This window comes from Vineibacter terrae, assembly GCF_008039615.1.
In the GTDB taxonomy this organism is placed as follows: Bacteria; Pseudomonadota; Alphaproteobacteria; order Reyranellales; family Reyranellaceae; genus Vineibacter; species Vineibacter terrae.
Genome location: NZ_VDUZ01000020.1, coordinates 1 through 26,247 on the forward strand (window position 1 = coordinate 1; position 26,247 = coordinate 26,247).

Consider the following 26,247-nt stretch of genomic DNA (forward strand, 5'->3'; position numbering starts at 1 on the left):
GCGCGTCCACGCGCGCATTCATGAGCGCGCGTGGACGCGCGCGGTCCGAAAACCATCACAGCGGGTATCCCACCGGGTGGCCGTCCTCGATGCGCTCGATGTACTCGGTCATGCCGTAGCCGACGGCGCCGTCCCAGGTGAAGCGCGTGAAGCCTTCGGCGATGCGCGACACCAGGGTCTCGTCATCGACGCGGCGCCGGTTGCGCAGCGGCGCCACGGTGATGATCTCGCCCTCGATCTGCGCCGCGCGCCGCGCCGTGCGCACGCCCAGCCTGATGCGGGCCGGATCCTGCCGCGCCGACCAGTCGGTGACCACGTCGAGGTCGACGATGTCCTCGTAGCGTCCGTCGACCAGCAGCACGCCGACGCGGCGCGCATGGCCGCTGCGGTCAGCGATCTTCAGCAGCATCAGGGCGCGGCCGTCGTCGAAGTTGGCGATGAACAGGCGGTAATAGTGGATCACCTGCCAGTAGCGCGGCCCCCAGGAATGATCGCGCCAGCCGGCGCCGTCGATGGTCCACGACTGCTCGCCCACCGTGATCACGCCCTTCGCGCGGGTATGCTGGTTGAAGTGGCCGCGCGAGAAGTCGCGGCCGTACATGGTGGGCACGTCGGCCGAGGTCGGCTCGCCGCCATGCATGGGCGCATGGCCGGTGTGCTCCCAGCGCACCGAGCCCGACACCTTCTTCGCGCGCGCGAACATCGCCTCGGGCGTGCGCAGCAGCTCGGGATCGTCGAGCAGCATCAGCTCGCCGTCATAGCGCATGTCGACGCGGCGGAACGGCTCGACGACGTCATAGCGCAGGCCACCGGCGTCGAAGCGGTCGTTCTTCGCGATGGCGGGGCGCAGGAACTGGCAGGCGACGCGGCCGTCGGGCAAATAGAGGCATACCGACAGCTCGGCGTAGCCTTCGTTGACACGGTTGCCCAGGCGCATCCAGCCGCCGACGCGCTGCGCCGGATCGAAGGCGTTGGTGTAGACGCTTTCGTTGAAGTTCACCGAGGCATCGGGCTGATGCGGATGCTCGTCCTTGGGCTCGAGGCGGAACGCGTCCACAGGAATCCTCCGGGCGATTGTTGTGACGATCTGTTGCGCCGAACGTAGCAGGCATTCTTCGCCGCCACGAGAGCGTGTTCCCTTTTCCCGTTCGCCACAGCGCTTCATGGTGAGCTTGTCGAACCATGAGGCGCGGCGCACTGACCGCTGTACGACGCCTTCATGGTTCGACAGGCTCACCATGAAGGCTTTTGGCGCCGAGCCCGCCGTTTCCCCGGACAACCTTGCGCGGGGAGAAGGGAATACGAAATGTTCGCAGTGCGGCATGACCGCATGACGGAAGACGGGTCCCCTGATCCCTAGGCATGTCGGCCCATCTGGGCCATCGTAGGGGCAGCTGTTCTCCTCGCAGGACCATGCCATGAACTTTGATTTCTCTGACGACCAGAAGATGCTCAAGGAGCAGGTGCGCAAGTTCCTTGCCGACAAGTGCCCGATGAAGGTGGTGCGCCGCGTGCTCGACGGCGACGAGACGCACGCCGCCGAGGTGTGGGCCGGCATGGCGGAGCTGGGCCTGATGGGCACCGCGATTCCCGAGGCCTATGGCGGCACCGGGCTGGGCCCGCTGGAGCTGTGCGTGATCGCCGAGGAGCTGGGCCGCGCCTGCGCGCCGGTGCCGTTCTCCTCGTCGGTCTATCTCGTCACCGAGGCGATCAAGCGCTGGGGCAGCGAGGCGCAGAAGAAGGCGTGGCTGCCCAGGCTCGCCGACGGCTCGGCCATCGGCACGCTGGCGACGTCGGAAGGGCCGCAGGCGCCGACGCCGAAATCGGTGCGCGTGAGCTTCGCCGACGGCAAGCTCAACGGCATCAAGGTTCCGGTGGCGGATGGCGAAGCCGCGACGGTCGCCGTCGTGCTGGTGAACAGCGGCGGCACCGGCGCGCGGTCGCTGTCGCTGGCCCTGGTGGATCTCACCAACGGCGGCGTGGCGCGCACGCGCGTGGCCACCGTCGATCCGGCGCGCAAGCATGCGCAGATCACGTTCAGCGACGCCAAGGCCGAGCTGCTGGGCGGCAAGGGCAAGGGCGTGCAGCTGCTGAACGAGCTCTATGACGGCGCGGCGGTGCTGTTCGCCTTCGAGCAGATCGGCGGCGCCGAGGCGGCGATGTGGATGGGCCGCGACTACGCCCTGCAGCGCCAGGCGTTCGGCCGCGTCATCGGCTCCTACCAGGCGATCAAGCACAAGCTGGCCGATGTCTACGTCAAGACCGAGCTGGCGCGCTCCAACGCCTACTATGGCGCGATGATGTACGCCGAGGGCGGCGCCGACCTGCCGATCGCCGCCGCCGCGGCGCGCGTGGCGGCCACCGACGCCTACGACTTCGCCGCCCAGGAGAACATCCAGACCCATGGCGGGATCGGCTTCACGTGGGAGGCCGACACGCAGTTCCACTACCGCCGCTCGCGGCTGCTGGCGCTGGCCATCGGCGGCCCGACGGCGTGGAAGGAGAAGCTGGTGACCCGGCTGGAGCGCAAGAACGCGGCTTAGCAACCCGTCATCCCGAGCGTAGCGAGGGATCTCCCGGGAAAGGCGCACCGTGCGCCATTTGAAGGAGATCCCTCGCTTCGCTCGGGATGACAGTTTGATCGTTCGGCAAAGGATACACCCATGGACTTCAACGATACCCCGGAAGAAGCCGCGTTCCGCCAGCAGGTGCGGACCTGGCTCGACGCCAACGCCACGCGCAAGAGCGACGACAAGACCTCGATCCGCGCCCGTGTCGATGACCCGGAGCTGCTGAAGAAGGCCAAGGTCTGGCAGGACAAGAAGGCGCAGGCCGGCTACGCCCGCATCACCTGGCCCAAGGAATATGGCGGCCTGGGCGGCACGCCGATCCAGCAGGTGATCTACAGCCAGGAGGAGGCGAACTACCTGGTGCCGCTGGGCTTCTTCGACATCGGGCTGGGCATGTGCATTCCCACCCTGATGGCCTATTGCGGGCCGGAGGTGCTGGGCCGCTATGTGAAGCCGGCGCTGCATGGCGAGGAGGTATGGTGCCAGCTGTTTTCGGAGCCGGCGGCCGGCTCCGACGTCGCCGGCATCCGCACCCGCGCCGAGCGCGACGGCGACGGCTGGGTGATCAACGGCCAGAAGGTGTGGACCTCGGGGGCGCATTACAGCGACTACGGCATCATCATCACCCGCACCGACCCCGGCGTGCCCAAGCACCAGGGGCTCACCATGTTCTACATCGACATGAAGAGCCCCGGGGTCGAGGCGCGGCCGATCAAGCAGATCTCCGGCGCCGCCAACTTCAACGAGGTGTTCTTCACCAATGTGCGCGTGCCCGACAGCCAGCGCGTCGGCGAGGTCGGCCAGGGCTGGAAAGTGGCGCTGACCACGCTGATGAACGAGCGCCTGGCGGTGGGCACGCCGGCCGGCGGCGTCGACGTCGACGAGCTGCTGGAGCTGGCGCGCGACACCGAGCTGGAGGACGGGCCGGCGATCCGCAACGCCTCGGTGCGCGGCAAGATCGCCGAATGGTACGTGCAGTCGCAGGGCCTGAAGTACACCAAGTTCCGCACGCTCACGTCGCTGTCCAAGGGCCAGCAGCCGGGGCCTGAATCGTCGATCGCCAAGATCGTGGCGGCGCCCAAGATGCAGGACCTGGGCGCTTTCGCGATGGAGCTGATGGGCCAGGCCGGCATCATGACCAGGGACGTGCCCGGCGCCGGCGCCTTCCAGCAGCAATGGATGTTCGGCGCCGGCTTCCGCATCGCCGGCGGCACTGACGAGATCCTGCGCAACATCGTGGCCGAGCGCGTGCTGGGCCTGCCGCAGGACATCCGCGTCGATAAGGACGTGGCCTTCAACGAGCTCGGGAAGAAGTAGGCGCGAGGAGCCCTCTCCGCCCGCGTCGCGGGGGGAGAGGGAGGGACCCATGCAGAAGGCATGGGAGGGTGAGGTGGGTCGCAGGACGAATGCGGGCCCATCACCCTGAGCCTGACCTGCTTCGACACCCACCTCACCCTCCCGCGCTTACGCGCGGGCCCCGCCCTCTCCCCCCGTGGCGCGGGCGGAGAGGGATTGCTCCAGCAATCCCAGCGCCGCGGCGGCGAACGCGCGCATGTTGGCGACGCGGTCGGGGCTGCCGGTCTCGAGCGTGATCGCCTTCTCGACCGGACCCGTGATCGCGATGCAGGCATGGCCGGCGGCGTCGCCGTAGCGGTTGCCTGACGGGCCGCTGGCGCCGGTCTCGGCCAGGCCCCAGGTGGCGCCCAGGCGCGTGCGGATGGTGCGCGCCATCAAGAGCGCATAGGGCTCGGTCGAGGCGCGCAGGCCCTGGCGCGCCTCGGGCGGGATCGCCAGCAGCACGTCGCCGCCGGTGCGGGTGTAGACCACGGCGCCGCTGACGAAATACGCCGACGCGCCCGGCACGGCCAGTAGCGCCGCCGACAGCAGGCCGCCGATGGAAGACTCGCAGACCGCGATCGTCTCGCCGCGCGCCTTCAGCAGCGCGCCGATGCGTTCGGCCTGGGGGAGGAGGGTTTGCATTACTAGGACTCCTTCTTCTTCCCTCCCCAGCTTCGCTGGGGAGGTGCCCCGAAGGGGCGGAGGGGAGGCGACGAGGTCCAAGTCATCGGCACCACGAGCGCTCCCCCTCCGGCCTTCGGCCACCTCCCCCACGCTGCGCGTGGGGGAGGGATGAGTAAGCTCATGCCGCGTCGCGCAGGGCGTCGAGGTTGAGCTCGAGCCAGGCGCCCATCCAGATGGCGCGGTCGCGGTGGTCGACCAGCGCGTCGCCGGTGTTGGGATGCGTGAACACCACCAGTTCGCCGCGGTTGAGCGCCAGCCAGGCGACGATCTCGCTGAAGCGGTCCGGCTTGAACGCGACCTGGTAGCTCCAGCGCGGGTGCGGGCCCACCGGCCGCTCGTGGAAGCGGCCCATCTCCATGGCGCCGTCGAAGCGCTGCATGATCGCCTCGCGCAGCGACCAGGCCGCGTCGCGGCTGGCGGCGTCGAAGTAGACATGCGCATGCCAGCTCTCGATGACGGACGTGTCGGTGTGCTTCATGTCATTTCCTCATTTTCCGCATTTGCGCCTGCCGCATCCTCGTGTCATGCCGCGCAACCGCCTGCGCCGTTTCAGTTATTGGTGCCATCGCCGATTCTCGTGAGATCGCAGGGACTTGCCCAGGGCCTTTATTGCCGGTGCGGTGTTGCGCAGTTTGCGCGGTTTCGATGGTGGGCATGCGGGCCTCCGCGGTGCTGGAAGCAGCAGCGCCGGCGCGCCGCACAAGCGATGGCGGCAGGCCGGCATGTTCGCATGAGTATATTAAATTCTCATCCAAAGAACAAGGAAAATGATGTCTCATCGGGCTCGGATGCCGCTTCAGGCATCGTGATGCGATTTCCCTGAGGAACGTGGGCCATTGGTGGCGCGGCCAATGCCGTGTGCTAGCGTGGTGGTTGTGTTCAACAGCCCGCCGGATCCGGCGCCGCTATCGGTGGAGGAAGGTCATGGGTGTGAGCATCGAGGACATCCGCAGTGGCCTGAAGGCCATGCAAAACAATACCAAGTACAAGAACAAGAAGACCCAGATGGACACGACCAATTTCGGGAAGCTGGTCGGCGATCTGAACACCTGGCTCGAGACCAACGGCAAGGACACGGCGGGGACGAGCAACGAGAAGAAGGACGTCGCCCGGGTGATCCACTACGAATTCAAGCAGAGCTTCATCCCCTGGCCCGAGGGCAAGATCGGCGAGTTCATGACCGCCACATTCCAGCCGCTGGTCGTCACCGCACCGACCGGACCGCAGTACACCAACCTCGCGACAGTCTATACCAACAAGGAGGCGCCTGACGTGCGCGCCGACGTGGTGCGCGTGCTGCGCGTCCAGGACAAGACGCATTCGACCCACGGCGCGAACTTCTCGTCCAACCAGACACTGCGCCAGATCATCGACAACGTGATCGCCAAGGTGCAGGGACAGGCCGAGGTCCAGCGCGTGCAGGGCCTGCTGCGGCAGCACTATCCCGGCTACCTCTGACGACCTGAGCTGGGCCACAGCGCCGGGTTGCTGCCTCCTCTCCCCACGAGCGGCAGGGCATTCGCATATGGCGTCGGGCCGCGGAATCTCAACGATGCCCTCTACCTTCCCCCGCTTGCGGGGGAAGGTGCCCGAAGGGCGGATGGGGGGCGTTGCAACGACGCGGATGCTCGATGGGATGCACCATTTGCGTTGAAGCATCCCCCATCCGGCGCTTCGCGCCACCTTCCCCCGCGAGCGGGGGAAGGTAGTCGAAGACCGACGGCTCCCATCCATATGCGAATGCCCTGCCGCGAGCGGGGAGAGGAAGGGGCCCATGCCGAAGGCATGGGAAGGTGAGGGGGCGGAACGATCAAGCCATGCGGCACGAGCGGGGACTGATCGCGCGTACCCCTCCCTCTCCCCGCTGCCGCGGGGCGAGGGGTGAACGGCAACAGGCGCCGCCTCAGCGGGCGGCGCCTGCGGGTTGCGCGGTTGGTTCGGTCGCGGCGCGCGAGGCCAGCACGAGGCAGGCGGCGGCGATGGCCATCACCACGCCGATCACGACCAGCGGGATGCCGTAGGCGCCGGTGAGGTCGTGCAGCACGCCCACCGCCTGCGGCCCGACATAGCCCGAGATGTTGCCGATCGAGTTGATGATGGCGATGCCGCCAGCGACGGCGGCCGGCCCCAGCCACTCGGTGGGCAGGTTCCAGAAGCAGGGCAGCGCGGCGGCGATGCCGAACGCGGCCAGGCAGAAGCTGGCGATCGCGGCCACCGGATTGACGGCGAGCGTGAGGCCGGCGCCGACCAGCCCGATCGCGGCCAGCAGGCACGGCCCCGCGGCATGCCAGACGCGCTCGCCGGTGCGGTCCGAGCTGCGCGACAGCAGGATCATGCCGATGACGCCGAACACGCCGGGGATGGCGGTGAGGTAGGCGACGGTGAGGTCGCCGTAGCCCATGGTCTTCATCATCAGCGGCATGAAGAAGCTGGTGCCGTAGACGCCGAACGCGATCAGGGCATAGCCCAGGATCAGCAGCAGCATGGCGGGCATGACGATGGCCTTGCCCAGGCCCAGCTTCCGGCTCTTGAGCTGGGCGTTGTCGCTCTCGAGCCGGGAGCGCAGCCAGTCCTGCTGGCCGCGGCTGAGCCACGCCGCGTCCTGCGGCCGGTCGCGGATCACCAGCGGGCAGGCCAGCGCCAGCAGGCAGGCGGGAATGCCTTCGATCAGGAACATCCACTGCCAGCCCGAGAGCCCGTGCCAGCCGTGCAGGCGCAGCAGGTTGCCGGAGATCGGGCCGCCGATCACGTTGGCGGCGGCGCCGAAGGCATAGAAGACGCCCATCGCCTTGCTGCGATGGCCGGTGGGGAACCAGCGCGTCATGAACCAGGCGACGCCGGGGAAGAAGCCCGCTTCGGCGATGCCCAGCAGGAAGCGCATGATCACGAAGCTGGTGGCGTCGGTGACGAAGGCGGTGCCGGCCGAGCAGGCGCCCCAGACGAACATGATGATGGTGAGCCAGCGCCGCGCGCCCAGGCGCGTGAGGATGGCGTTGGCCGGGAACTGGAACAGCACGTAGCTCCAGAAGAAGGCGCCGGCCGCCAGGCCGTAGGTCGTCGCCGACAGGCCGAGCTCCTGGTTCATGGTCAGCGCCGCGATCGAGACGTTGAAGCGGTCGAGCGCGTTGATCAGGTAGCCGAGGCTGAGAAAGGGCAGCAAGCGCCACGCGATCTTGCGCATGACATTGTCTTCGACGTCCGCTGTCATTGGCGTTCCCTCCTGATGCCGCTACGGTCGAACAGCTTTCAGGAACAATGACCCCGCGGCGCGGTGGCGGTGAAGCAGGCGCCAGAGGGATGGTGGCTTGTCGAAAACGCAGGGGCGGTCAGGAAGCTGACAAAGCGTGTTGCATCATCATCATCATCATCATCATCATCATCATCATCATCATCATCATCATCATCATCATCATCATCATCATCATCACGACGACACAGCAGCGCCATCGACCACGAAGCGCCGATGGCGTGCGGCGCCTTTCATCAGCTGCTTCAGCTCGGGTGGCGCGAGCACCTCGACCGAGGCGCCCCAGCTGTAGAGATGCCAGCACATCTCCAGCAGGCCGCCGGCGCGGAAGCGCACGACCAGCGATCCGTCGGGCTGCGGCTCCAGCGCCTGCGTGGGATGGAAGAGATACTCGCGCGCCGCCGCCGCGGCCTCGGGCGTGAAGCGCCAGGCGATGTCGCGCGGCTCTTCCTGGAAGACGCCGAAGGCGCGGCGCGCGAACTGCTCCAGCGAGAAATCAGGGTCGCGCTGGAACGGGCGGTCGAGCACCTTGACCTTGCCGATGTTGGAGAGCGCGAACAGCCGTGCATCGCCGGGATGCCGGTCCGGCGCCATGCCCACGAGATAGTGCCGGTTGCCCAGCAGGAAGCCGTAGGGCTCCAGCATGCGGCCCGAGGCGCGGCCGCTGCCGCGCGAGCGATAGGCGAGGTAGATCATGCGGCCCTGCTTGATGGCGAGCCGGATGGTGTCGATGACGTCGGTGCGGATCAGCGGCCGCGGCCCGGGGCGCATCGCCAGCCCCTCGGCCTGCAGCAGCGCCTCGACATCGGGCTCGAGCTGCAGCTGCGCCTTGGACGGCAGCGCCGCGCGCAGCTTGGCGGCGAGCGCCTCCAGCGACGACGCGCGACGGCGCAGATTGTGCTGACGCAGCAGGCGGGCGGTGGCCTCCAGATCGGCGATCTCCTCGGCGCTGATGGCGCCCGGTGTCACCGTGCCGCCGGCCGGGATGCGCCAGCGCGGGCGCTGCTCGTCATCGATGCGCTTCTCGATCTGCGGGTAGAGCCGCGCCACGGCATCGCGCATGCGCCGCGCCGTGCTGCGGCTGACCCGGAACTTGTCCTCGATGTCGGCCAGGCTCAGCCCCAGCCGCGAGCCCTGCATCTCCAGCGCCAGGTGCATCACCTGGTCGGCATTGGCGTAGCGCATGTGGTTCCCCCAACAACCCTCCCCCAACAAAGTTGGGGGAGGTGGCCGAAGGGCGGAGGGGGACGCCACGTGGTGCTGATTACCGAGACCACGTCGCCTCCCCTCCGCCCCTTCGGGGCACCTCCCCAACTTCGTTGGGGAGGAATTTCTTTCGCTGAACCTACACCATCACGCGCAAACAGGTAGCCGGAACTGCAACCCCCTGATGGCAAGTTCGCTGCGTGCGGATGAGGGCCGCACGTCATGCGCCGTGGGGACGGCGACAAGGGGGCATCCATGCAAGCAAGCAAATGGGCACGGCTGGGCCTGTGCCTGGTCCAGGCCGGCTGCGCCAGCTCGCCGTCATCGATCGACGCGCGCTACGTCAGCCCGGCCACCTACCAGAGCTGGACATGCGCCCAGCTGGGCGAGGAGCACAAGCGCCTGAGCGCCGAGGTACAGCGCGTGTCGGGCCTGCAGCGCGAGAACGCCAACGCCGACGCGGCGTTCATGACGGTCGGCCTGATCCTGCTGTGGCCGGCGCTGTTCGGGCTGGCCGCCACCAAGGACCGCAAGGAGGAGCTGGGGCGGCTGAAGGGCGAATATGAGGCGGTCGACCAGTCGATGAAGATGAGGCAGTGCGTGGCCCTTCCACCACCGCCATCGGCTCCGGTGGAAGTGTCAACCCCCGTGACGCCGAGCAATGCCGGGGCGCAGTAGGGTAGGATGCGCCGCGATGGGTCGTTTGTGGATTCTGCTCTTCGCGCTGCTGGAAATCGGGCTTTGTGTCGTCGCCCTGATCATCCTTGCGATGATCTGACAGGATGAAGAAGGTTGTGGGGTGGAATGAGTGCATGCCTATGCTACAATAAGGCTGCGGCCAGCAGCGGCCACAGGTGTTGAGTATGTCCAACCCGTTCTTCGACCAGCCGATCCTCAACTCACCGTACGCCTACCCGTCCCGGCACTGGGAACTGGACGAGTCCGGCCAGCCGACGCAGAAGATCATCGAGAACCGGCGCGGGGCGAAATTCGTCACGCCAATCCCCAAGCCGAAGAAGCGCAAATCAGCCGCGGCGCAGGAGGGCTTCGTCTTCAACGAAGGCAAGGGCCTGTCGACCGCCGAACAGCAGTACGACCCGACGTCGATCATCAACGAGGTCCGCTTCCAGGTGGACGCGTGGCGCGCGCTGCCCAACGCAGCCCATTGGCAGGTCACGCCCGAGACGGCGCGTCTGCTGCAGCACTGGCGGCATCACCCGTTCAGCGGCGTGCGCCCCTTCTTCTGCCAGATCGAAGCCGTGGAGACCGTGATCTGGCTGACCGAGGTCGCACCGCGCTCGCCGGCTGGTCGGCGCCATCTCGATCGCCTCGCCGCCGCCAGCAAGGACGCCAACCCGGAGCTGATGCGGCTGGCGCTGAAGCTGGCGACGGGCGCGGGCAAGACCACCGTGATGGCCATGCTGATCGCCTGGCAGACGGTGAACGCCGCGCGGCATCCGGGGAGCCGGCAGTTCACGCGCGGCTTTCTGATCTGCGCCCCCGGCCTGACGATCAAGGACCGCCTGCGCGTCCTGCTGCCCAACGACCCTGACAGCTACTATGCCAGCCGCGAGCTTGTCCCCAACGACATGCTCGACGACGTGAAGCGCGCCAAGATCGTCATCACCAACTACCATGCCTTCAAGCTGCGCGAGCGCATCGAGCTGTCGAAGGGCGGGCGCCAGCTCTTGCGGGGGCGGACCGGGGAGGACCTGAAGACGCAGGAGACGGAAGGCCAGATGCTCCAGCGCGTCATGCCCGACCTGATGGGCATGAAGAACGTGCTCGCCATCAACGACGAGGCACACCACTGCTACCGGCAGAAGCCGAAGGAGGCCGACGACGCCGAGCTGAAAGGCGAGGAGAAGAGCGAGGCGGAGAAGAACAACGAGGCAGCCCGCCTGTGGATCTCGGGCCTGGAGGCCGTGAACCGCAAGATCGGTCTCAGCCGGGTCGTCGACCTGTCGGCCACGCCCTTCTTCCTACGCGGCTCCGGCTATGCCGAGGGCACGCTGTTCCCCTGGACGATGAGCGACTTCTCGCTGATGGACGCCATCGAGTGCGGCATCGTCAAGCTGCCGCGCGTGCCGGTGGCCGACAACATCCCCGGCGCCGAGATGCCGATGTTCCGGAATCTCTGGGACCATATCGGCAAGCACATGCCGAGGAAGGGTCGCGGCAAATCCGACAATCTCAATCCCCTGGACCTGCCCACGCCGCTGCAGACCGCCCTGGAAGCGCTGTACGGGCATTACGAGAAGACCTGGCAGCTCTGGCGGGATGCCGGCATCGGGGTGCCGCCCTGCTTCATCATCGTCTGCCAGAACACGGCGATCTCGAAGCTGGTCTACGATTTCATCTCCGGATTCCACCGCATCAACGAAGACGGCACGACGACGCTGCAGAACGGCCGGTTCGCGCTGTTCCGCAATTTCGACGACGTGACCGGCAATCCGCTGCCGCGGCCCAACACGCTGCTGATCGACAGCGAGCAGCTCGAGGCCGGCGACGCGCTCGACGACAATTTCCGGCGCATGGCCGCCGACGAGATCGACCGCTTCCGGCGCGAGATCGTCGAACGCACGGGAGATCGCGCGGCGGGCGAGACCATCACCGACCAGGAGCTGCTGCGCGAGGTGATGAACACCGTCGGCAAGCCGGGGCAGCTGGGCGCCGGCATCCGCTGTGTCGTCTCTGTCTCCATGCTCACCGAAGGCTGGGACGCCAACACCGTCACCCACGTGCTGGGCGTGCGCGCCTTCGGCACCCAGCTGCTGTGCGAGCAGGTGATCGGCCGCGCCCTACGGCGCCAGTCCTATGAGCTCAACGCCGAGGAACGCTTCAACGTCGAGTACGCCGACATCCTGGGCATCCCGTTCGACTTCACCGCCAAGCCGGTGGTCGCGCCGCCGCAAGCGCCACGCGAAACCGTCCATGTGGCGGCCGTCCGTCCCGACCGTGATGCGCTGGAGATCCGCTTCCCGCGAGTCGAGGGCTATCGTGTCGAATTGCCTACGGAACGCATCACGGCCGATTTCAACGAGGATTCGATCCTGGAGCTGACGCCCGACCTTGTCGGCGCCACGGAGACGCAGAATTCGGGCATCATCGGCGAGGTGGTGAACCTGAACCTCGTCCACACCGGCGACGTCCGGCCCTCGCAGGTGCTCTACGAGCTCACCTCGCATCTGGTGCTGCACAAGTGGCGCGACCCGGGTGAAGGGCCGAAGCTGCACCTGTTCGGACAGCTCAAGCGCGTTGCCAAGCAATGGCTGGACGGCTACCTCGTCTGCAAGGGCGGCACCTAATCCCGCCCAGCTGAAGTACAAGAAGCTTGCCGACCTGGCGTGCGACCGCATCACGGCCGCGATCACCCGCCAGTTCCTCGGCGAGCACCCTATCAAGGCGCTGCTCGATCCCTACAATTCGACCGGCTCCACGAAGCATGTCCGGTTCAGCACGTCGAAGACAGAGCGCTGGGACACAATGGGACCGCCGCCGAAAAACCATGTGAACTGGGTGATCCTCGACAGCGACTGGGAGGCGGAGTTCTGCCGCGTCGCGGAGAGTCACCCCAGGGTGATCGCCTACACCAAGAACCACAATCTCGGCTTCGAGGTGCCCTATCGCTACGGGACCGAGATGCGGAAGTACCGCCCCGATTTCATCGTTCTGGTCGATGACGGACGTGGCTCCGACGACCGGCTGAACCTTGTCGTGGAGATCAAGGGGTATCGCGGCGACGATGCGAAGGCGAAGAAGGATACGATGGACACCTACTGGGTGCCCGGCGTGAACCATCTTGGCACCTACGGCCGCTGGGCCTTCGCCGAGCTCACCGAGGTCTACAGCATCGAGGCCGATTTCAAGGCCCAGGTCGAAGGCGCTTTCGGCAGGATGATCGACGCCGCGACCGCACGGCCGGCGAACGGGAACGGATAGACATGGCGAAAAAGCCCGCAGCATCACGGACGGTCGAAACCCTCCGGCACGACGACGCCAGGCGGAAGAACATCCCCACGGCCGAGTACCAGTCGGTGATCCAGAAGGAGCAGGAATCGCCGCGCACGGTGCGGTATCCGCGTAACACCGACCTCGACCCGCAGCTCGTCTGGCGCGGCAAGGACCAGCAGGATTGGAGCGACCTCGTCGTTCACGCCCCGCCGCTCTACATCCAGGAGAAGGTCCATCCCAAGGCTCTGATCGACGATCTGCTGCGCACCACGAGGGAACGCGCGCACGAGGCCGGCGCAATCGCTCCGGACCTGTTCGCCGATTTCAACGGCATCCCCAAGAACGCCGACAAGACCGAGTTCTACCAGCACGACCAGAACTGGTCGAACCGCATGATCCTGGGCGATTCACTGCAGGTGATGGCCAGTCTCGCCGAGCGCGAGGGCCTGCGCGGCAAGGTGCAGTGCATCTATTTCGATCCGCCCTATGGGATCAAGTTCAACAGCAATTTTCAGTGGTCGACGACTGGCCGAGACGTCAAAGACGGTAACGCCGGCCATATTACGCGCGAGCCAGAGCAGGTTAATGCGTTTCGCGATACCTGGCGCGACGGCATCCATAGCTATCTGACGTATCTGCGTGATCGCCTTACCGTTGCCCGAGATTTGCTAACTGATTCAGGTTCGATCTTCGTACAGATTGGAGATGAAAACGTTCACCGCGTCCGGGCGATGATGGACGAAGTGTTTGGTGAGGACAATTTCTGCCGCCAAATAATTTTCTACAAGACTACGGGAAAGGCGAGCCAGATTCTCGACAACACATACGATGTCCTGCTCTGGTTCGCGAAAAATCGAGATGTCGCCAAGTATCGCCCCACCTATGAAACTCGAACCCCCGCTGAAGACTCAAATTTGCGATTCATTGCTTTACCTGACGGTTTGTCTCGACAGCTTTCACCAGCGGAAATCTCAGGTAGCCAGCCTCTTCCGAAAGGGGGCCGAGTCTATCGGCCCAATCCAATAACGAATCAGCGACCAGCGCAGGGAGCAGACTTGAGGGTCTTCGACTTCCAGGGTGTGTCGTACATGCCTGGCGGCGGGACGTTTCGGACTGACTATATTGGCCTCACAAGAGCAGCGGCGGCTAGTCGTCTCCTGGGCATTGGTAGGACTCTTACGTTCATTCGTTATCTCGATGACTTTCCTTGCAAACCACGCAACGACGTATGGAGTGACACAAGGCAGAGCGGCTTTGGTGACGCAAAGATCTACGTGGTACAAACTGCGACAAGAGTCATCGAGCGTTGCATTCTCATGACTACCGATCCCGGCGACCTAGTGCTCGACCCAACGTGTGGTTCCGGCACCACCGCCAACGTCAGCGAGCAATGGGGCCGGCGGTGGATCACGGTCGATACGTCGCGCGTGGCGTTGGCATTAGCCCGCGCGCGTGTCATGGGTGCGCGCTATCCCTTCTACATGTTGGCTGATTCCCGAGACGGCCAGATCAAGGAAGCTGAAGTCACCCGCACGGCGCCGAGTTCCCTGCCTGTGCGCGGGGATATCCGCCAGGGCTTCGTCTATGAGCGCGTGCCGCACATTACGCTGAAGTCGATCGCCAACAACGCTGAGATCGATGTCATCTGGGAGAAGTGGCAGCAGACGCTGGAGCCGCTGCGCGAGAAGCTGAATGCCGCGCTTGGTCAGCAGTTGCGTGAATGGGAGATCCCGCGCGAGGCGGACAAGGCGTGGCCGCAAGGTGCGAAGGCGCTGCACACCGAATGGTGGCAGGCGCGCATCGCGCGGCAGAAGGAGATCGACGCGTCCATCGCCGCCAAGGCCGAGTTCGAGTATCTCTACGACAAGCCCTACGAGGATCGGCGGAAGGTGCGGGTCGCCGGTCCGTTCACCGTGGAGAGCCTCAGCCCACACCGCGTGCTGGGCGTCGACGAGGACGACGAGCTGATCGACGGCATGCGGGAGCCCGGCACCGAGTACGGCGCCAAGCAGACCTTCCCGCAGATGATCCTCGACAACCTGAAGACCGCGGGCGTGCAGCAGGCGCACAAGGCGGACCGCATCACGTTCACCGCGCTGTCGCTCTGGCCCGGCGACGGCCTGGTCTGCGCCGAGGGCCGCTACATGGAGGGCGAGGCGGAGAAGCGCGCTGCTATCTTCATCGGCCCCGAGTTTGGCACCGTACAGCGCGCCGACCTGGTGAAGGCGGCGCGTGAGGCCGGCGATGCCGGGTTCGATGTGCTGATCGCCTGCGCCTTCAACTACGAGGCGCACACGACGGAGTTCAACAAGCTGGGCCGATTGCCGGTGCTCAAGGCGCGCATGAACGCCGACCTGCACATGGCCGAGGACCTGAAGAACACCGGCAAGGGCAACCTGTTCGTGATCTTCGGCGAGCCGGACATCGACATCCTGCCCGAGAAGGATGGCCGCGTGCGGGTGAAGGTGAATGGCGTCGACGTGTTCAAGCCGCAGACGGGCGAGGTCGTCAGCGACGGCGCCGACGGCATCGCCTGCTGGTTCATCGACACCGACTACAACGAGGAAAGCTTCTTCGTCCGCCACGCCTATTTCCTGGGCGCCAATGACCCCTACGGCGCGCTCAAGACGACGCTCAAGGCCGAGATCGACCCGGAGGCCTGGGCCACGCTGAACAGCGACACCTCCCGCCCGTTCGACAGGCCGAAGAACGGGCGCATCGCCGTCAAGGTGATCAACCACCTCGGCGACGAGGTGATGAAGGTATTCAGGGTATAAGAAATTAACGATGCACACATGACACTCTCGCCGACAGTACTCTTCAGGCTTCCGCGGCACGCGATCGCGTCGCTTATTGTTGATCGGTTGAGCAAGTCCATATCGACAAGGATTATCACCGGCTTTGCGACGGAGGGTGGCTTGGCTGCAATCGCAGAGCCAATTGAAGATCGCCCCTCAACTCTCACGACACTGGTAGTCGGCGCGGCAACTTATGGCGCCTTTGGCGTGATGGACGACTTGGTCAACGCGGGTGTCCCGAACAATCGCCTCTACGTTCACCTTGGACATACTTCAGAGACCAGGGGCAAGAGGAACCCTTTTGCCCGTTACCGTCCGATGTTGCACAGCAAAATATATTACATGGAGCTCCCTGATTCGAGTGCTTGTGCGTTGATCGGCTCTCACAACCTCACGGCCTATGCGATGGGTGGACTGAATGGTGAGGCGAGCATCATGCTCGAAGGTCCAATGAACGCCCCGGAGTTCGACAAGGTGCGCTCGCACATTGAGGCTGCGCGGAGAGAGGCTGCTACCTATTCACCTGGAATGAAGGATGCCTATGCTTGGTGGATGCGCGAGTTCCTTGAAGGGCTACGGGCCGAGGTTGGCATCCCCCAGGATTGGACTACGATCCGAACCATTCTACTCTTCGTAGCCGCGGCCAAGAATGATCGTCCGAAGGAGGGTGATCATCTTTATTTCGAGATTCCGGCAGGTATCGAACAGATCGAGACGCTCAAGACCGAAACTCATTTGTTCCTGTTTGAGACCTTGCCAGCGGATCCGTGGCAGGCATTGACGGGTGCACTGAAGGCAGACGCCACTTACTTGTGCAGGACACTTGGAGCAGAGAACAAGCAGGGGAATCGGGAACTCGATGCAGACTGGCGCGTCGACGGAGCGCCGAGACCCACTCTTCAGCGCGTTCCGGGTGGAATCCTTCGTCCCGATACTCCGGAAGGTATGCAGCAAGTGAGAGCCGAGGTGGGAGCACGCAGCGTGGAGGCGTTCGAATATCAATTTGAACGCGAGAGAGTGGGGTGGGATCCGGAATTCTCCGCAGAGGAGACACTTCGTATTCCGGGAGCCGATGAAACACAGGATTCGGTCTCGGCGGGACTACTCGAGCTTCCTGGCAAGTCCCGCAGTGAGGTCGTGCTGAAAGAGATGCGCGGCGGCGACAGGGCACCGCGAGCATGGAGGTTGGTCAAGGGGTTGGTCCATCGAGGCGGTTCAGCGCGGGAAAAAGATGAAGTGGCGCTCAGCCTTGCCGCTCCAGACTCGGGATCATTTGTGCTCGTGTCCCTGCGGAGGAGGCGCCGGGACAAGTCGGGCAAGAGCAATAAGGCGCGCTGATGGAGTTCCGCATCGCCGATACCTTCACCGACAGCCTGGCGCGCCTGACCGGCGAGGAGCAGAAGGCCGTCAAAACGACGGCGTTCGACCTGCAGGTGAATCCCGCCAGCCCCGGCCTGCGTTTCCACAGGCTCGACAAGGCGAAGGACAGGAACTTCTGGTCGGTCCGGGTCGGCAGCGACATCAGGCTGATCGTGCACCGCAGCGAGGGCAGCCTCCTGCTCTGCTATGTCGATCATCACGACAAGGCGTATACCTGGGCCGAGCGCCGCAAGCTGGAGACGCATCCGCGCACGGGCGCCGCGCAGATGGTCGAGATCCGCGAGACGGTGCAGGAGGTCGTTGTTCCGGTCTATGTGTCGGGGGACTCTCCCGGCACATCGAAACCGGCGGCCATCTCGAAGCCGATCTTCGCGGGTCGCTCCGACGACGAGCTGCTGGGCTATGGCGTCCCCGCCGAATGGCTGGCCGACGTCAAGGCCGCCACTGAGGACACGCTCCTGGTCCTTGCGGACCACCTGCCCGCCGAAGCGGCCGAAGCGCTGCTCGAGTTGGCGACCGGCGGTAGGCCGCGCGCGCCGCAGCTGGTCGTCGCGGCGGCAAGTCCCTTCGAGCACCCGGACGCACAGCGCCGCTTCCGTGTCATGAAGAACGTGGAGGAGCTGGAGCGCGCGCTTGACTTCCCCTGGGACAAGTGGACGGTCTTCCTTCACCCCGACCAGCGTCAGCTCGTCGAGCGCGATTTCGCTGGCGCGGCCCGCGTCTGCGGTTCGGCCGGCACGGGAAAGACGATTGTGGCCTTGCACAGGGCCGTCTGGCTTGCGCGCAGGCATACCGACGCCCGCGTGCTGCTGACGACTTTCTCAGACACGCTGGCAAACGCGCTGCGGCACAAGCTGAAGCGGCTGCTCGGCAACGAGCCACGCCTAGCGGAACGCATCGACGTCCATTCGCTGAGCGCCATCGGATTGCGGCTCTACAAGGCGCATGTCGGCGCGGTGATGCTGGCCAGCCCCGAGGTGATCCGGGAGCTGGTGCAGGAGGCGGCGCGCGCGGTGGCGGGACACAAGTTCAGCGCTCAGTTCCTGATCACGGAGTGGGAGCAGGTGGTGGACGCCCGGCAGCTGGGAACCTGGGATGCCTATCGCGATGTCGCGCGGCTGGGCCGCAAGACGCGGCTGGCGGAGGCGCAGCGCCGATTGCTGTGGTCGATCTTCGAGCGGATGCGCGAGGGACTGAAGGCTCGCCAGCTGGTCACGCAGGCCGAAATGTTCACCAACCTCGCGATCGCGCTCGCCGGGGCGAAAAAGGTGGTGTTCGACTTCGCCATCGTGGACGAGGCGCAGGACGTCGGCATCGCGCATCTGCGTTTCCTGGCAGCGCTGGGCGGCGGCCGGTCCAACGCCCTCTTCTTTGCGGGTGACCTCGGGCAGCGCATCTTCCAGCAGCCGTTCTCCTGGAAGGGGCTGGGCGTCGACATCAGGGGGCGTTCGCGCACCTTGCGCGTCAACTACCGCACCTCGCACCAGATTCGCACGCATGCCGACCGACTGCTGGGTCCTGACATGACCGATGTGGACGGCAATACCGAGGACCGCAGCGACACGGTATCGGTGTTCAATGGCCCGATGCCGACGGTTCGCACGCTGGCGAGCGAAGACGCGGAAGCCGAGGCTGTCGGCGCGTGGATGGCCGAGCAGGCAAAGGCCGGCGTGTTGCCGCACGAGTTCGGTGTGTTCGTCCGCTCCGCGGCGGAGCTGGACCGCGCCCAAGCCGCGGTCAAGGCGGCGGCCATGGCTTTCCGGGTTCTTGACGAGGAGGTCGAGACCACGAGCGGTCACGTGTCGATCGGCACCATGCATCTGGCCAAGGGGCTGGAGTTCCGCGCCGTGGTGGTGATGGCATGCGACGACGAGGTCATTCCCCTGCAGGAGCGCGTCGAGACCGTCGGCGACGACGCCGACCTGAAGGAGGTCTACGACACGGAGCGTCACCTTCTCTACGTCGCGTGCACGCGGGCGCGGGATCATCTGCTGGTGACGGGCGTGGAGCCGGCGTCGGAGTTTTTGGGGGATCTGGTCGAGAGCCGGTGATGATGCGCGAATCGGGAAGCACATCGTTGAACGGCGTGACGCGCTACTTGTAACTGCCAAGTTGGGGGACCGCATGAGCCAGACGGTATTCACAAAGGTGGATTTCACCCTGGGGGCGTTGATGGATTCCATCCAGCTGGGGTCGGTCGGCCTGCCGGACATCCAGCGCCCGTTCGTCTGGAAGAACGCTAAGGTTCGCAACCTCTTCGACTCCATGTACCGCGGTTTTCCGGTGGGCTACCTGCTCTTCTGGGAGAACGCCAACGTGGACGGCAGCAAGACCATCGGGACGGACGGCAAGCAGAAAGTCCCGCAGATGCTCATCGTCGACGGGCAGCAGCGGCTGACGTCGCTCTATGCGGTCATCAAGGGCGTGCCGGTGGTTCGCGAGAACTACGATTCGGAGCTGATCGAGATCGCCTTCAACCCGCTGCTGGAGCGGTTCGAAGTTTCGGACGCAGCGATCAGGAAGGACAAGTCGTTCATTTCGAACATATCGATCCTGTGGTCCAAGAACGTCGACCTTTTCGAGTTGGTCGACGAGTATCTCGACGGGCTCAAGACGGTTCGGGACATCACTCCGGAGGAGCGGACCCGCATCCGCAAGGCGTTCACGAAGCTGCAGAACCTGCTGAACTTCCCCTTCACGACCCTGGCGCTGTCGGCGGGAATCGACGAGGAGCAGGTCTCTGAAGTCTTCGTGCGCATCAACAGCGAAGGCAAGACGCTCAACCAGGCGGACTTCATTCTGACCCTGATGTCGGTGTTCTGGGACGAGGGGCGGGCGCAGCTCGAGGATTTCTGCCGCCAGGCCCGGAAACCCGGCATGGGGCCATCCCCGTTCAACCACTTCATCCAACCTGACCCGGACCAATTGCTGCGGGTATGCGTCGGTCTGGGGTTCCGCAGGGCGCGGCTGCAGTACGTCTACTCGATCCTGCGCGGCAAGGACCTGGATAGCGGGCAGTTCAGCGCCGAGCGCCGCGAGCGGCAGTTCGAGGTCCTGAAGCAGGCGCAGAGCCGGGTCCTGAACCTGACGTACTGGCACGATTTTCTGAAGGCCATCCTCCTGGCCGGCTTCCGTTCGGACAGGATGATCAGCTCGAAGAACAACCTCCTGTTCGCCTACATTCTCTATCTGCTGGGGCGGACGGAGTATGGTGTCGCCGAGCCAAAGCTGCGGCAGCTGATCGCCCAGTGGTTCTTCATGACGGCGCTCACGGGCCGATACAGCAGCTCCCCGGAATCCAAGATGGAGTTCGATCTGGCGCGTTTGCGGGTGGTCAACGACGCAGATGTGTTCGTTTCGGTTCTGGAGGATATCTGTGGCGCCACGCTGACCAACGACTACTGGTCCATCACGCTGCCCAGCGACCTGGCGACGGCTGCGGCCAACAGCCCTTCGATGTTCGCCTATTTTGCGGCCCTCAACTTGCACGACGCGCGGGTGCTCTTCTCCAGGCTGAAGGTGGCCGAGCTGATGGACCCGGCAACCAGATCGAACCGATCGGCTCTGGAGCGGCACCACCTCTTCCCGAAAGCACACCTGAGGTCCCTGGGTATCGTCGATCTGCGCGATGTGAATCAGATCGCCAATTTCACGATGATCGAATGGGGGGACGATAGCGATATCAGCGACGCGGCACCGTCAGCTTATCTTCCGGTGCTGCGTGAACGGGTCAACGGCAAGGACCTGGCGCGGCTGTACTACTGGCACGCTTTGCCGGAGAGCTGGGAGGCCATGACCTATCACGACTTTCTCCGCAAGCGGCGGGAGCTGATGGCAGGCGTGATCCGGGATGCCTACAAGCGGCTGGCCGGCGAGTTGCCCACCGAGGCCGGGAAGGTGGCGGTCCCGCCGGTAGAAAGCTTCGTCAAGGATGGGGAGGGCGTGACCATCGAATTCAAATCCACGCTGCGGACGAACCTGCATACCGGGGACAAGGATCCGAAGATGGAGCTCGCCGTCCTGAAGACGATTGCCGCCTTCCTGAATACCCAGGGAGGGACGCTCGTGGTGGGCGTCGCGGACGATGGAAATCCGGTCGGGATTGATGCGGACAAGTTCCCGAACGAAGACAGGATGAACCTGCACCTCACGAACCTGGTCAAGGAGAGGATCGGCTCGCCGTCAATGCTGTACGTGCATCCGCGGTTTGATGACTACCAGGACACGCGGGTTATGGTGGTCGAATGCCTTCCGGGCAGGGTGCCGGTGTTCGTCAGGGACGGAAGCGTGGAAAGATTCTACATCCGAACCGGCGCAGCGACGTCTGAGCTCTCGCCCAGCCAAACGCAGAACTTCGTGGCGCAGCGGTTTGCGGCTTGAGGTGTCTCGAATTTGATCAAATTTAGGACGGTTTATGGTAATCACATAAACTGCTCTAAATTCAATAAAGTCCTCTAAGATCGATCAAAATGGACCCACGGGAAAATCCCTACGCCCCAGGCGCCGGCTCACCGCCGCCAGAACTTGCTGGACGCGATGACGTCCTGGAACAGGCATCCATCGCCGTCGACCGCATCGGAAAGGGTTTGCATGCACGGAGCCTGATTCTCGTCGGCCTGCGCGGAGTCGGGAAAACGGTGCTGCTGAACCGGATGCGGCAGGACGCCGAAGCCAAGAAAGCCGTGTGCACGCGCATCGAGGCGCCCGAGGACCGCTCGCTGCCGGCCATGCTGGCGCCGGCGTTGCGGGCAGCGCTGGTCAGGCTCGACCGCCTGGAGGCCGCAGCGGCCGCCGGGAACCGGCTGCTGGGCGTGCTTGCGGGCTTTCTCAAGGCGGCGAAGATCAAGTACGGCGACGTCGAAGTTGGCCTCGACCTTGATATCGAGAAGGGGGTCGCCGATACCGGCGACCTGCAAACCGACCTTGCGGATCTTCTCGAGACGATCGGGATGGCCGCCAAGGCAGGCCGCACGTCATTCGTGCTGTTTATCGACGAGCTGCAGTACGTACGGGAGCCGGAACTGGCGGCCCTGATTCATGCGCTTCATCGCTGCGCGCAGTCGCAGCTTCCTGTCGCTCTGTTCGGTGCCGGCCTGCCGCAGCTGCGCGGCCGCATGGGCGAGGCGAAATCCTACGCGGAACGGCTGTTCGAGTTTCCGCAAGTGGGCGCGCTGGACGACCCCGCGGCACGCCGTGCCTTGAACGTGCCGGCCAACGCGCGCGGCGTGTTCTACGAAGAGGCAGCGCTGGCGGATATCCTGCGGCAGACCCATGGATATCCGTATTTTCTCCAGGAGTGGGGCAAGCACGCGTGGACCGCTGCGGCAAGGACGCCGATCACGCTGGCTGATGCACGAACGGCGACCAGCACGGCCCTGGCAGAACTCGACGCCAGCTTCTTCCGGGTGCGCTTCGATCGACTGACGCCTGCCGAGAAGCGCTATTTGCGTGCCATGGCTGAACTCGGCGCCGGACCGCACCGCTCGGGCGACATCGCTGACATGTTGGGGAAGAAAGTGACGACTCTTGGCCCGACACGCGCCGCCCTGATCAACAAGGGCATGATCTACAGCCCGGCGCACGGCGACACGGCGTTCAGCGTCCCCCTGTTCGATGGTTTCATGCGCCGTGTCATGCCGGTGTTCGGCCGGTAGAGGCAGACGGGGAAGACGATCGACGTAGGTGTCGACGGCCGTGATGTGCCTGCGATTGCCGGATGCGGATGGTGCGTCTTCTCGCAGGAGAACCCTCACTGCGGCCAGGAAGAGACCAGGTGGTCGCGCCCTACGGTGTGACCAGGCCGATCGTCGGGAAGTAGCTTTGATACCGTCGAGCGTCGCGGGTCAGCAACGGGAAGCCGGCAGCGGTCGCATGGGCGCCGATGAAGACATCCGGCAGCACGCCGGTGCGGGTGCCGCCGTCGGCCCGATAGCGCTGGAACACCTTGCCGGCGAGGAAGAGGGCCGGGCGCGGCATCGGCGCCATGGCGATGCCGGCTTCGCCGAGCAGAGCGTCGAGGCTTTCGATCGTTGCGAAACGCACCGACAGCTCGGCGTAGACCACATCGTTGATGGCCAGCGTGCCCCTGATGGCCGCCGCATCCAGCTGCCTCACCGACCAGTCGGCCCATTCGGGATCGTCGGTGGCAAGGTCCAGCAGGACATTCGTGTCGACGAGCGTCACGCTCATCACTCACCGCGGGTCAGCGCCATGATCCTGTTCTGCCTCCTCCCGCAGGGCCGATCTGCCTCGGCTGGCCGGATCATTGCATGGAAGCGCGTAGCGCGTTACAGTTGCGCGGTTGCGGTTCGCAGGGAGGCTGAGGTGCCCGCACCGGCGGAACGCATGAGGGCGATGCGCCAGCGACGGCGAGAACAGGGGCTGCGCGAATTGCGGCTTGTGGTCCCCGATCCGCGTTTGCGGTCTGTCCGGCGGCGCCTGGCCGCCCAGGTCGCGCGTCTCACCAGAGACAGTGAAGATGATGCGCTGACCTGGATCGAAGCAGTTTCCGAGCTCGATAGCCCGGGAAATGATGAGACGCGGTGACGTCGTCACCGTCGCGGCGGCGGGCGACTTCGGCAGGCCTCGACCAGCGGTGATCGTTCAGACCGATGCGTTTCCCGAAACGCATGCTTCGGTTGTGATTTGCCGGATGACATCCGAGGTCGTCGACGCTGTGGACTTTCGCGTCACGATCGATCCTAGCGACACCAACGGGCTGCGGGTGCGTTCCCAAGTGATGGCCGACAAGCCCGTCACGGTCCGCCGCGGCCGAATCGGGCGTGTCATCGGGCATCTGGAGGCCGCGGACATCGGACGGCTCAACATCGCGCTCGCCTTCGTCATGGGCCTTGCCGACTGACATTGCGAGGGCGAGGCAATGGTGCGCCGCCTTCATCGAAAGCGGCGTCAGGTAGCGGGTAGCGCATGCGGTGTTCGGGGAGAAGCCTGAGGACAGGCCCTCTCCACTCGGAGTCAGAGACCGCGTAGGCTCTCTCCGGCCTTGGCCATCCTTCGACGTCGCTGAAGACGGGCCTCGCCCGACTGCGTGGGGAGGACGCGGTCTCAACCTTTCACCAGCGCGAACGACGACAGGAAGCGCTCCATGTCGGGCGTGGGCTCGCCGCCTTGCGGCTGATGGTAGAGCAGCTGGTAGAGCGTGTTGCCTTTCATCACGACCAGCAGGTTCACGACCTGGCCGCTGTTCTCCAGCACGATGCGGCGCGCCGGGGCGCCGTCGACCTTCAGCCGCTTCTCGCTGCTCAGCTTGCCGCCCTTGGTGGCGCCGTCGCGGGCGTTGTCCAGCGCCTGCTCCGGGTCGGCGGGCAGGGCGCCGGCCTGGTAGACGGCGTGGCTGGCCAGCAGGCCGCGCTGGCCCTGCGCCAGGCGCGCGAAGGAGAACTTCACCGTCCCGGCCGGTGTCTGCTGCTCGCGCTCCGTCACCGCCGGCTTGCCCGGCATCTCGACGCGATAGCCGGCGCCCGCCGGCTTGTACTCCTGCCATTGCTGGGCCGCCGCGCTGCCGGCCCAGGTCGCCAGGGCGACGGTCAGCCCGACGGCGAAGCAGACGATGCGGGACATGACGGTTCTCCTTCTTGATGCGCCGACAGCGCGGATCGCGAGCACAGACAGCGAGGGGGCGTCGTTATTCCAATCCTGAAGGTGAGACGGGCTCACGACGGTTCCGCATGGACCGCGCGCCTCCCGGCGCGCTCATGGGCTTGCCGGCGGAAGAGCGCGGCAGGAGCTGCGCGGTCCGGCTCGGACTGTCGGGTGTCACCCTCCGACCGGCGCGAAGGACGACATCAGGCGGCGCACGCCGGCCGACGCGCCGGTGCCCTTCGGACCGATGCAGAGCAGCTGGTTCAGCACGCTGCCGCGCCAGGCGAACAGCGCGCTGACGACGCGGCCGTCCTTGTCGAGCACGATGCCGCCTGCCGGTGCGTCCGCGGCGGCCAGGCGCCGCTCGTCGCGCAGGATGCCGTCATCCGGCAGCGTGCCGCCGTAGCCGTTGCCGAGCGCCGCCAGCAGGGCGGGAAGGGCCACCTCCGTGGTGATCGCCACGAAGGTGGTGTCGTCCAGCGTCACGCGCCCGGCGTCGTAGCGGACCATGCCGAGAGGCGTCGGCGCTTCCGGCGCGGCCGGCTCGGGGCTGCCGCGCGTCTCGAGGCGAGAGTCCGACTCGGTCGGCCAATGCGCCATCCATTTCTGGGCCCAGGCCGCGGCGATGCCGAGATTCATGCCCAGCGACAGCAGCATCACGGCCCTGGCGATCCCCATGCGCTTCACAGCCAGTCTCCTTGCGGCGTATCGATCTCTTTGCTGCCCCATCGCACCACGCCCGCACCGGGTGCATCGGGCGGCGCACAATGACGGCATGCGGGTCCGGCGCCCAATTTCATCTTCTGATCGTTTCGATAAGGAATTCTTTGCCGGCATCTCGCTCACGCGCGCGTGCCGTCGGCGGCGCGGCGCGTTCGCGCGACGATGCCGCGTATCAGCGGCCCCGCCGGCCTGGCGCGCGGCACATCGCGATGCGCGTGCGTGCGCGCATCGCGTGCCGGCTCGCTTCTTCGTGAGCCGCCGCGCGCCGTTCTCTCAAGCGCTTGTGATGCCTGGAAATCGGCGTCGCTGTTTCGTGATCACCCTTCGCGTTGACGCTCTTGACAGTGAGCGACCACTCATGTACATGGCGGCCGTGCACTTAACTCCGGGAGGCGTCCATGAGCTTCGCTTCCGAGTTGCGCCTGGTGCCCGAGTCATCCCACGGTTCGATCGCGTCGCCGCCGTCATTGCCGCCGCACCCGAGCGCGGCAGCCGCAGCGCATCCCGACGCCACTGCCTGGATCTGCGCCCTCGTCGCCGGCGTCATTGCGGGCGGGGTCTCGACCGCGATCGCACCCGCCCTTGCAGGTATCGGCAACATGATCGCGGCTCTCGGGGTCGCGTGCCTGGTGTCGATGGCCATCGCCGGACGCGAAGCGTCCGGCGGCTGATGCGAGGCTTTCCCTGGGCCCTCACCTGCCCATCGTGCGGCGCACGATGGGCTTCTTCCTCGCCCGCAGGCGGG

20 protein-coding genes and 1 pseudogene are annotated in these 26,247 nt (G+C 65.5%); 12 read left to right on the forward strand and 9 right to left on the reverse strand.

Annotated features, from left to right (window positions below):
- Nucleotides 1–55: 55 nt before the first annotated feature.
- A complete protein-coding gene (locus tag FHP25_RS17895) occupies nt 56–1,057 on the reverse strand; it encodes a DUF7064 domain-containing protein (RefSeq protein ID WP_218578429.1) in 1,002 nt (333 codons plus the stop codon).
- Nucleotides 1,058–1,418: 361 nt separating this feature from the next.
- Between FHP25_RS17895 and FHP25_RS17900 the strand changes: the two genes are divergently transcribed.
- Both FHP25_RS17900 and FHP25_RS17905 read left to right on the forward strand, forming a co-directional pair.
- The gene (locus tag FHP25_RS17900; protein ID WP_147848319.1) at nt 1,419–2,543 is read left to right on the forward strand and encodes an acyl-CoA dehydrogenase family protein; all 1,125 of its coding nucleotides are present in this window, start codon (nt 1,419–1,421) and stop codon (nt 2,541–2,543) included.
- Nucleotides 2,544–2,663: 120 nt separating this feature from the next.
- A complete protein-coding gene (locus tag FHP25_RS17905; protein WP_147848320.1) occupies nt 2,664–3,887 on the forward strand; it encodes an acyl-CoA dehydrogenase family protein in 1,224 nt (407 codons plus the stop codon).
- A gap of 147 nt (nt 3,888–4,034) precedes the next feature.
- Here the strand turns inward: FHP25_RS17905 and FHP25_RS17910 are convergent, their stop codons facing one another.
- Nucleotides 4,035–4,550, reverse strand: a complete 516-nt coding sequence (locus tag FHP25_RS17910; RefSeq protein WP_147848321.1) for a CinA family protein — start codon at nt 4,548–4,550, stop codon at nt 4,035–4,037.
- Nucleotides 4,551–4,710: 160 nt separating this feature from the next.
- Complete coding sequence (locus FHP25_RS17915) at nt 4,711–5,070, reverse strand: DOPA 4,5-dioxygenase family protein (RefSeq protein ID WP_147848322.1); 360 nt, start codon at nt 5,068–5,070, stop codon at nt 4,711–4,713.
- Nucleotides 5,071–5,516: 446 nt separating this feature from the next.
- Here FHP25_RS17915 and FHP25_RS17920 point away from each other — a divergent pair, with 446 nt between their 5' ends.
- Entirely contained in the window at nt 5,517–6,050 is a 534-nt protein-coding gene (locus tag FHP25_RS17920; protein WP_147848323.1) for a hypothetical protein, read from the forward strand.
- 445 nt (nt 6,051–6,495) lie between these two features.
- On the opposite strand, the gene FHP25_RS17925 is transcribed toward FHP25_RS17920, so the two are convergent.
- Genes FHP25_RS17925 through FHP25_RS17930 form a run of 3 tightly spaced genes read right to left on the reverse strand, consistent with a single transcriptional unit; the run spans nt 6,496 to nt 9,024 of the window.
- On the reverse strand, nt 6,496–7,800 hold the full coding sequence (locus FHP25_RS17925; protein ID WP_147848324.1) for an MFS transporter: 1,305 nt from the start codon (nt 7,798–7,800) through the stop codon (nt 6,496–6,498).
- Between the two features lie 38 nt (nt 7,801–7,838).
- Entirely contained in the window at nt 7,839–8,039 is a 201-nt protein-coding gene (locus tag FHP25_RS40830; protein ID WP_178133602.1) for a hypothetical protein, read from the reverse strand.
- Entirely contained in the window at nt 8,017–9,024 is a 1,008-nt protein-coding gene (locus FHP25_RS17930; protein ID WP_147848325.1) for a helix-turn-helix transcriptional regulator, read from the reverse strand. Before FHP25_RS17930 ends, FHP25_RS40830 begins: the two co-directional genes overlap by 23 nt.
- A gap of 276 nt (nt 9,025–9,300) precedes the next feature.
- On the opposite strand from FHP25_RS17930, the gene FHP25_RS17935 reads away from it, so the two are divergent.
- From FHP25_RS17935 to FHP25_RS17965, 7 genes and pseudogenes are all read left to right on the forward strand, one after another.
- A complete protein-coding gene (locus FHP25_RS17935) occupies nt 9,301–9,723 on the forward strand; it encodes a hypothetical protein (RefSeq protein ID WP_147848326.1) in 423 nt (140 codons plus the stop codon).
- A gap of 185 nt (nt 9,724–9,908) precedes the next feature.
- Nucleotides 9,909–12,987: pseudogene (locus tag FHP25_RS17940) on the forward strand (BPTD_3080 family restriction endonuclease).
- Nucleotides 12,988–12,989: 2 nt separating this feature from the next.
- Nucleotides 12,990–15,776, forward strand: coding sequence for a site-specific DNA-methyltransferase (locus FHP25_RS17945; RefSeq protein WP_147848327.1), 2,787 nt, complete (start codon nt 12,990–12,992; stop codon nt 15,774–15,776).
- Between the two features lie 18 nt (nt 15,777–15,794).
- Nucleotides 15,795–17,135, forward strand: a complete 1,341-nt coding sequence (locus FHP25_RS17950; RefSeq protein ID WP_147848328.1) for a hypothetical protein — start codon at nt 15,795–15,797, stop codon at nt 17,133–17,135.
- A gap of 194 nt (nt 17,136–17,329) precedes the next feature.
- Nucleotides 17,330–19,228: a UvrD-helicase domain-containing protein gene (locus FHP25_RS17955; protein ID WP_231712376.1), complete on the forward strand. Its 1,899-nt coding sequence runs from the start codon at nt 17,330–17,332 to the stop codon at nt 19,226–19,228.
- A gap of 73 nt (nt 19,229–19,301) precedes the next feature.
- Nucleotides 19,302–21,557, forward strand: coding sequence for a GmrSD restriction endonuclease domain-containing protein (locus tag FHP25_RS17960; protein WP_147848330.1), 2,256 nt, complete (start codon nt 19,302–19,304; stop codon nt 21,555–21,557).
- A gap of 89 nt (nt 21,558–21,646) precedes the next feature.
- Nucleotides 21,647–22,831, forward strand: coding sequence for an ATP-binding protein (locus FHP25_RS17965; protein ID WP_147848331.1), 1,185 nt, complete (start codon nt 21,647–21,649; stop codon nt 22,829–22,831).
- A gap of 130 nt (nt 22,832–22,961) precedes the next feature.
- Here the strand turns inward: FHP25_RS17965 and FHP25_RS17970 are convergent, their stop codons facing one another.
- On the reverse strand, nt 22,962–23,360 hold the full coding sequence (locus FHP25_RS17970; protein ID WP_147848432.1) for a type II toxin-antitoxin system VapC family toxin: 399 nt from the start codon (nt 23,358–23,360) through the stop codon (nt 22,962–22,964).
- 346 nt (nt 23,361–23,706) lie between these two features.
- Between FHP25_RS17970 and FHP25_RS17980 the strand changes: the two genes are divergently transcribed.
- Entirely contained in the window at nt 23,707–24,039 is a 333-nt protein-coding gene (locus FHP25_RS17980; RefSeq protein WP_231712377.1) for a type II toxin-antitoxin system PemK/MazF family toxin, read from the forward strand.
- A 203-nt stretch (nt 24,040–24,242) separates the two neighbouring features.
- Here FHP25_RS17980 and FHP25_RS17985 read toward each other — a convergent pair whose 3' ends face one another.
- Together FHP25_RS17985 and FHP25_RS17990 are read right to left on the reverse strand one after the other, a co-directional pair.
- Nucleotides 24,243–24,758 carry a hypothetical protein gene (locus tag FHP25_RS17985; protein ID WP_147848333.1) on the reverse strand — a complete coding sequence of 172 codons (516 nt, stop codon included), beginning with the start codon at nt 24,756–24,758 and terminating at the stop codon, nt 24,243–24,245.
- Between the two features lie 195 nt (nt 24,759–24,953).
- Nucleotides 24,954–25,466 carry a hypothetical protein gene (locus FHP25_RS17990; protein WP_147848334.1) on the reverse strand — a complete coding sequence of 171 codons (513 nt, stop codon included), beginning with the start codon at nt 25,464–25,466 and terminating at the stop codon, nt 24,954–24,956.
- A gap of 434 nt (nt 25,467–25,900) precedes the next feature.
- Here FHP25_RS17990 and FHP25_RS17995 point away from each other — a divergent pair, with 434 nt between their 5' ends.
- Nucleotides 25,901–26,173, forward strand: a complete 273-nt coding sequence (locus FHP25_RS17995; RefSeq protein ID WP_147848335.1) for a hypothetical protein — start codon at nt 25,901–25,903, stop codon at nt 26,171–26,173.
- Nucleotides 26,174–26,247 lie beyond the last annotated feature (74 nt).

Coding starts and splice junctions, on each gene's coding strand:
- FHP25_RS17960 (WP_147848330.1), top strand. CDS start 19,302: ATGAGCCAGACGGTATTCACAAAGGTGGATTTCACCCTGGGGGCGTTG.
- FHP25_RS17925 (WP_147848324.1), bottom strand. CDS start 7,800: ATGACAGCGGACGTCGAAGACAATGTCATGCGCAAGATCGCGTGGCGC.
- FHP25_RS17900 (WP_147848319.1), top strand. CDS start 1,419: ATGAACTTTGATTTCTCTGACGACCAGAAGATGCTCAAGGAGCAGGTG.
- FHP25_RS17920 (WP_147848323.1), top strand. CDS start 5,517: ATGGGTGTGAGCATCGAGGACATCCGCAGTGGCCTGAAGGCCATGCAA.
- FHP25_RS17950 (WP_147848328.1), top strand. CDS start 15,795: ATGACACTCTCGCCGACAGTACTCTTCAGGCTTCCGCGGCACGCGATC.
- FHP25_RS17910 (WP_147848321.1), bottom strand. CDS start 4,550: ATGCAAACCCTCCTCCCCCAGGCCGAACGCATCGGCGCGCTGCTGAAG.
- FHP25_RS17985 (WP_147848333.1), bottom strand. CDS start 24,758: ATGTCCCGCATCGTCTGCTTCGCCGTCGGGCTGACCGTCGCCCTGGCG.
- FHP25_RS40830 (WP_178133602.1), bottom strand. CDS start 8,039: ATGGCGCTGCTGTGTCGTCGTGATGATGATGATGATGATGATGATGAT.
- FHP25_RS17945 (WP_147848327.1), top strand. CDS start 12,990: ATGGCGAAAAAGCCCGCAGCATCACGGACGGTCGAAACCCTCCGGCAC.
- FHP25_RS17995 (WP_147848335.1), top strand. CDS start 25,901: ATGAGCTTCGCTTCCGAGTTGCGCCTGGTGCCCGAGTCATCCCACGGT.
- FHP25_RS17905 (WP_147848320.1), top strand. CDS start 2,664: ATGGACTTCAACGATACCCCGGAAGAAGCCGCGTTCCGCCAGCAGGTG.
- FHP25_RS17935 (WP_147848326.1), top strand. CDS start 9,301: ATGCAAGCAAGCAAATGGGCACGGCTGGGCCTGTGCCTGGTCCAGGCC.
- FHP25_RS17915 (WP_147848322.1), bottom strand. CDS start 5,070: ATGAAGCACACCGACACGTCCGTCATCGAGAGCTGGCATGCGCATGTC.
- FHP25_RS17980 (WP_231712377.1), top strand. CDS start 23,707: ATGATGAGACGCGGTGACGTCGTCACCGTCGCGGCGGCGGGCGACTTC.
- FHP25_RS17930 (WP_147848325.1), bottom strand. CDS start 9,024: ATGCGCTACGCCAATGCCGACCAGGTGATGCACCTGGCGCTGGAGATG.
- FHP25_RS17965 (WP_147848331.1), top strand. CDS start 21,647: ATGGACCCACGGGAAAATCCCTACGCCCCAGGCGCCGGCTCACCGCCG.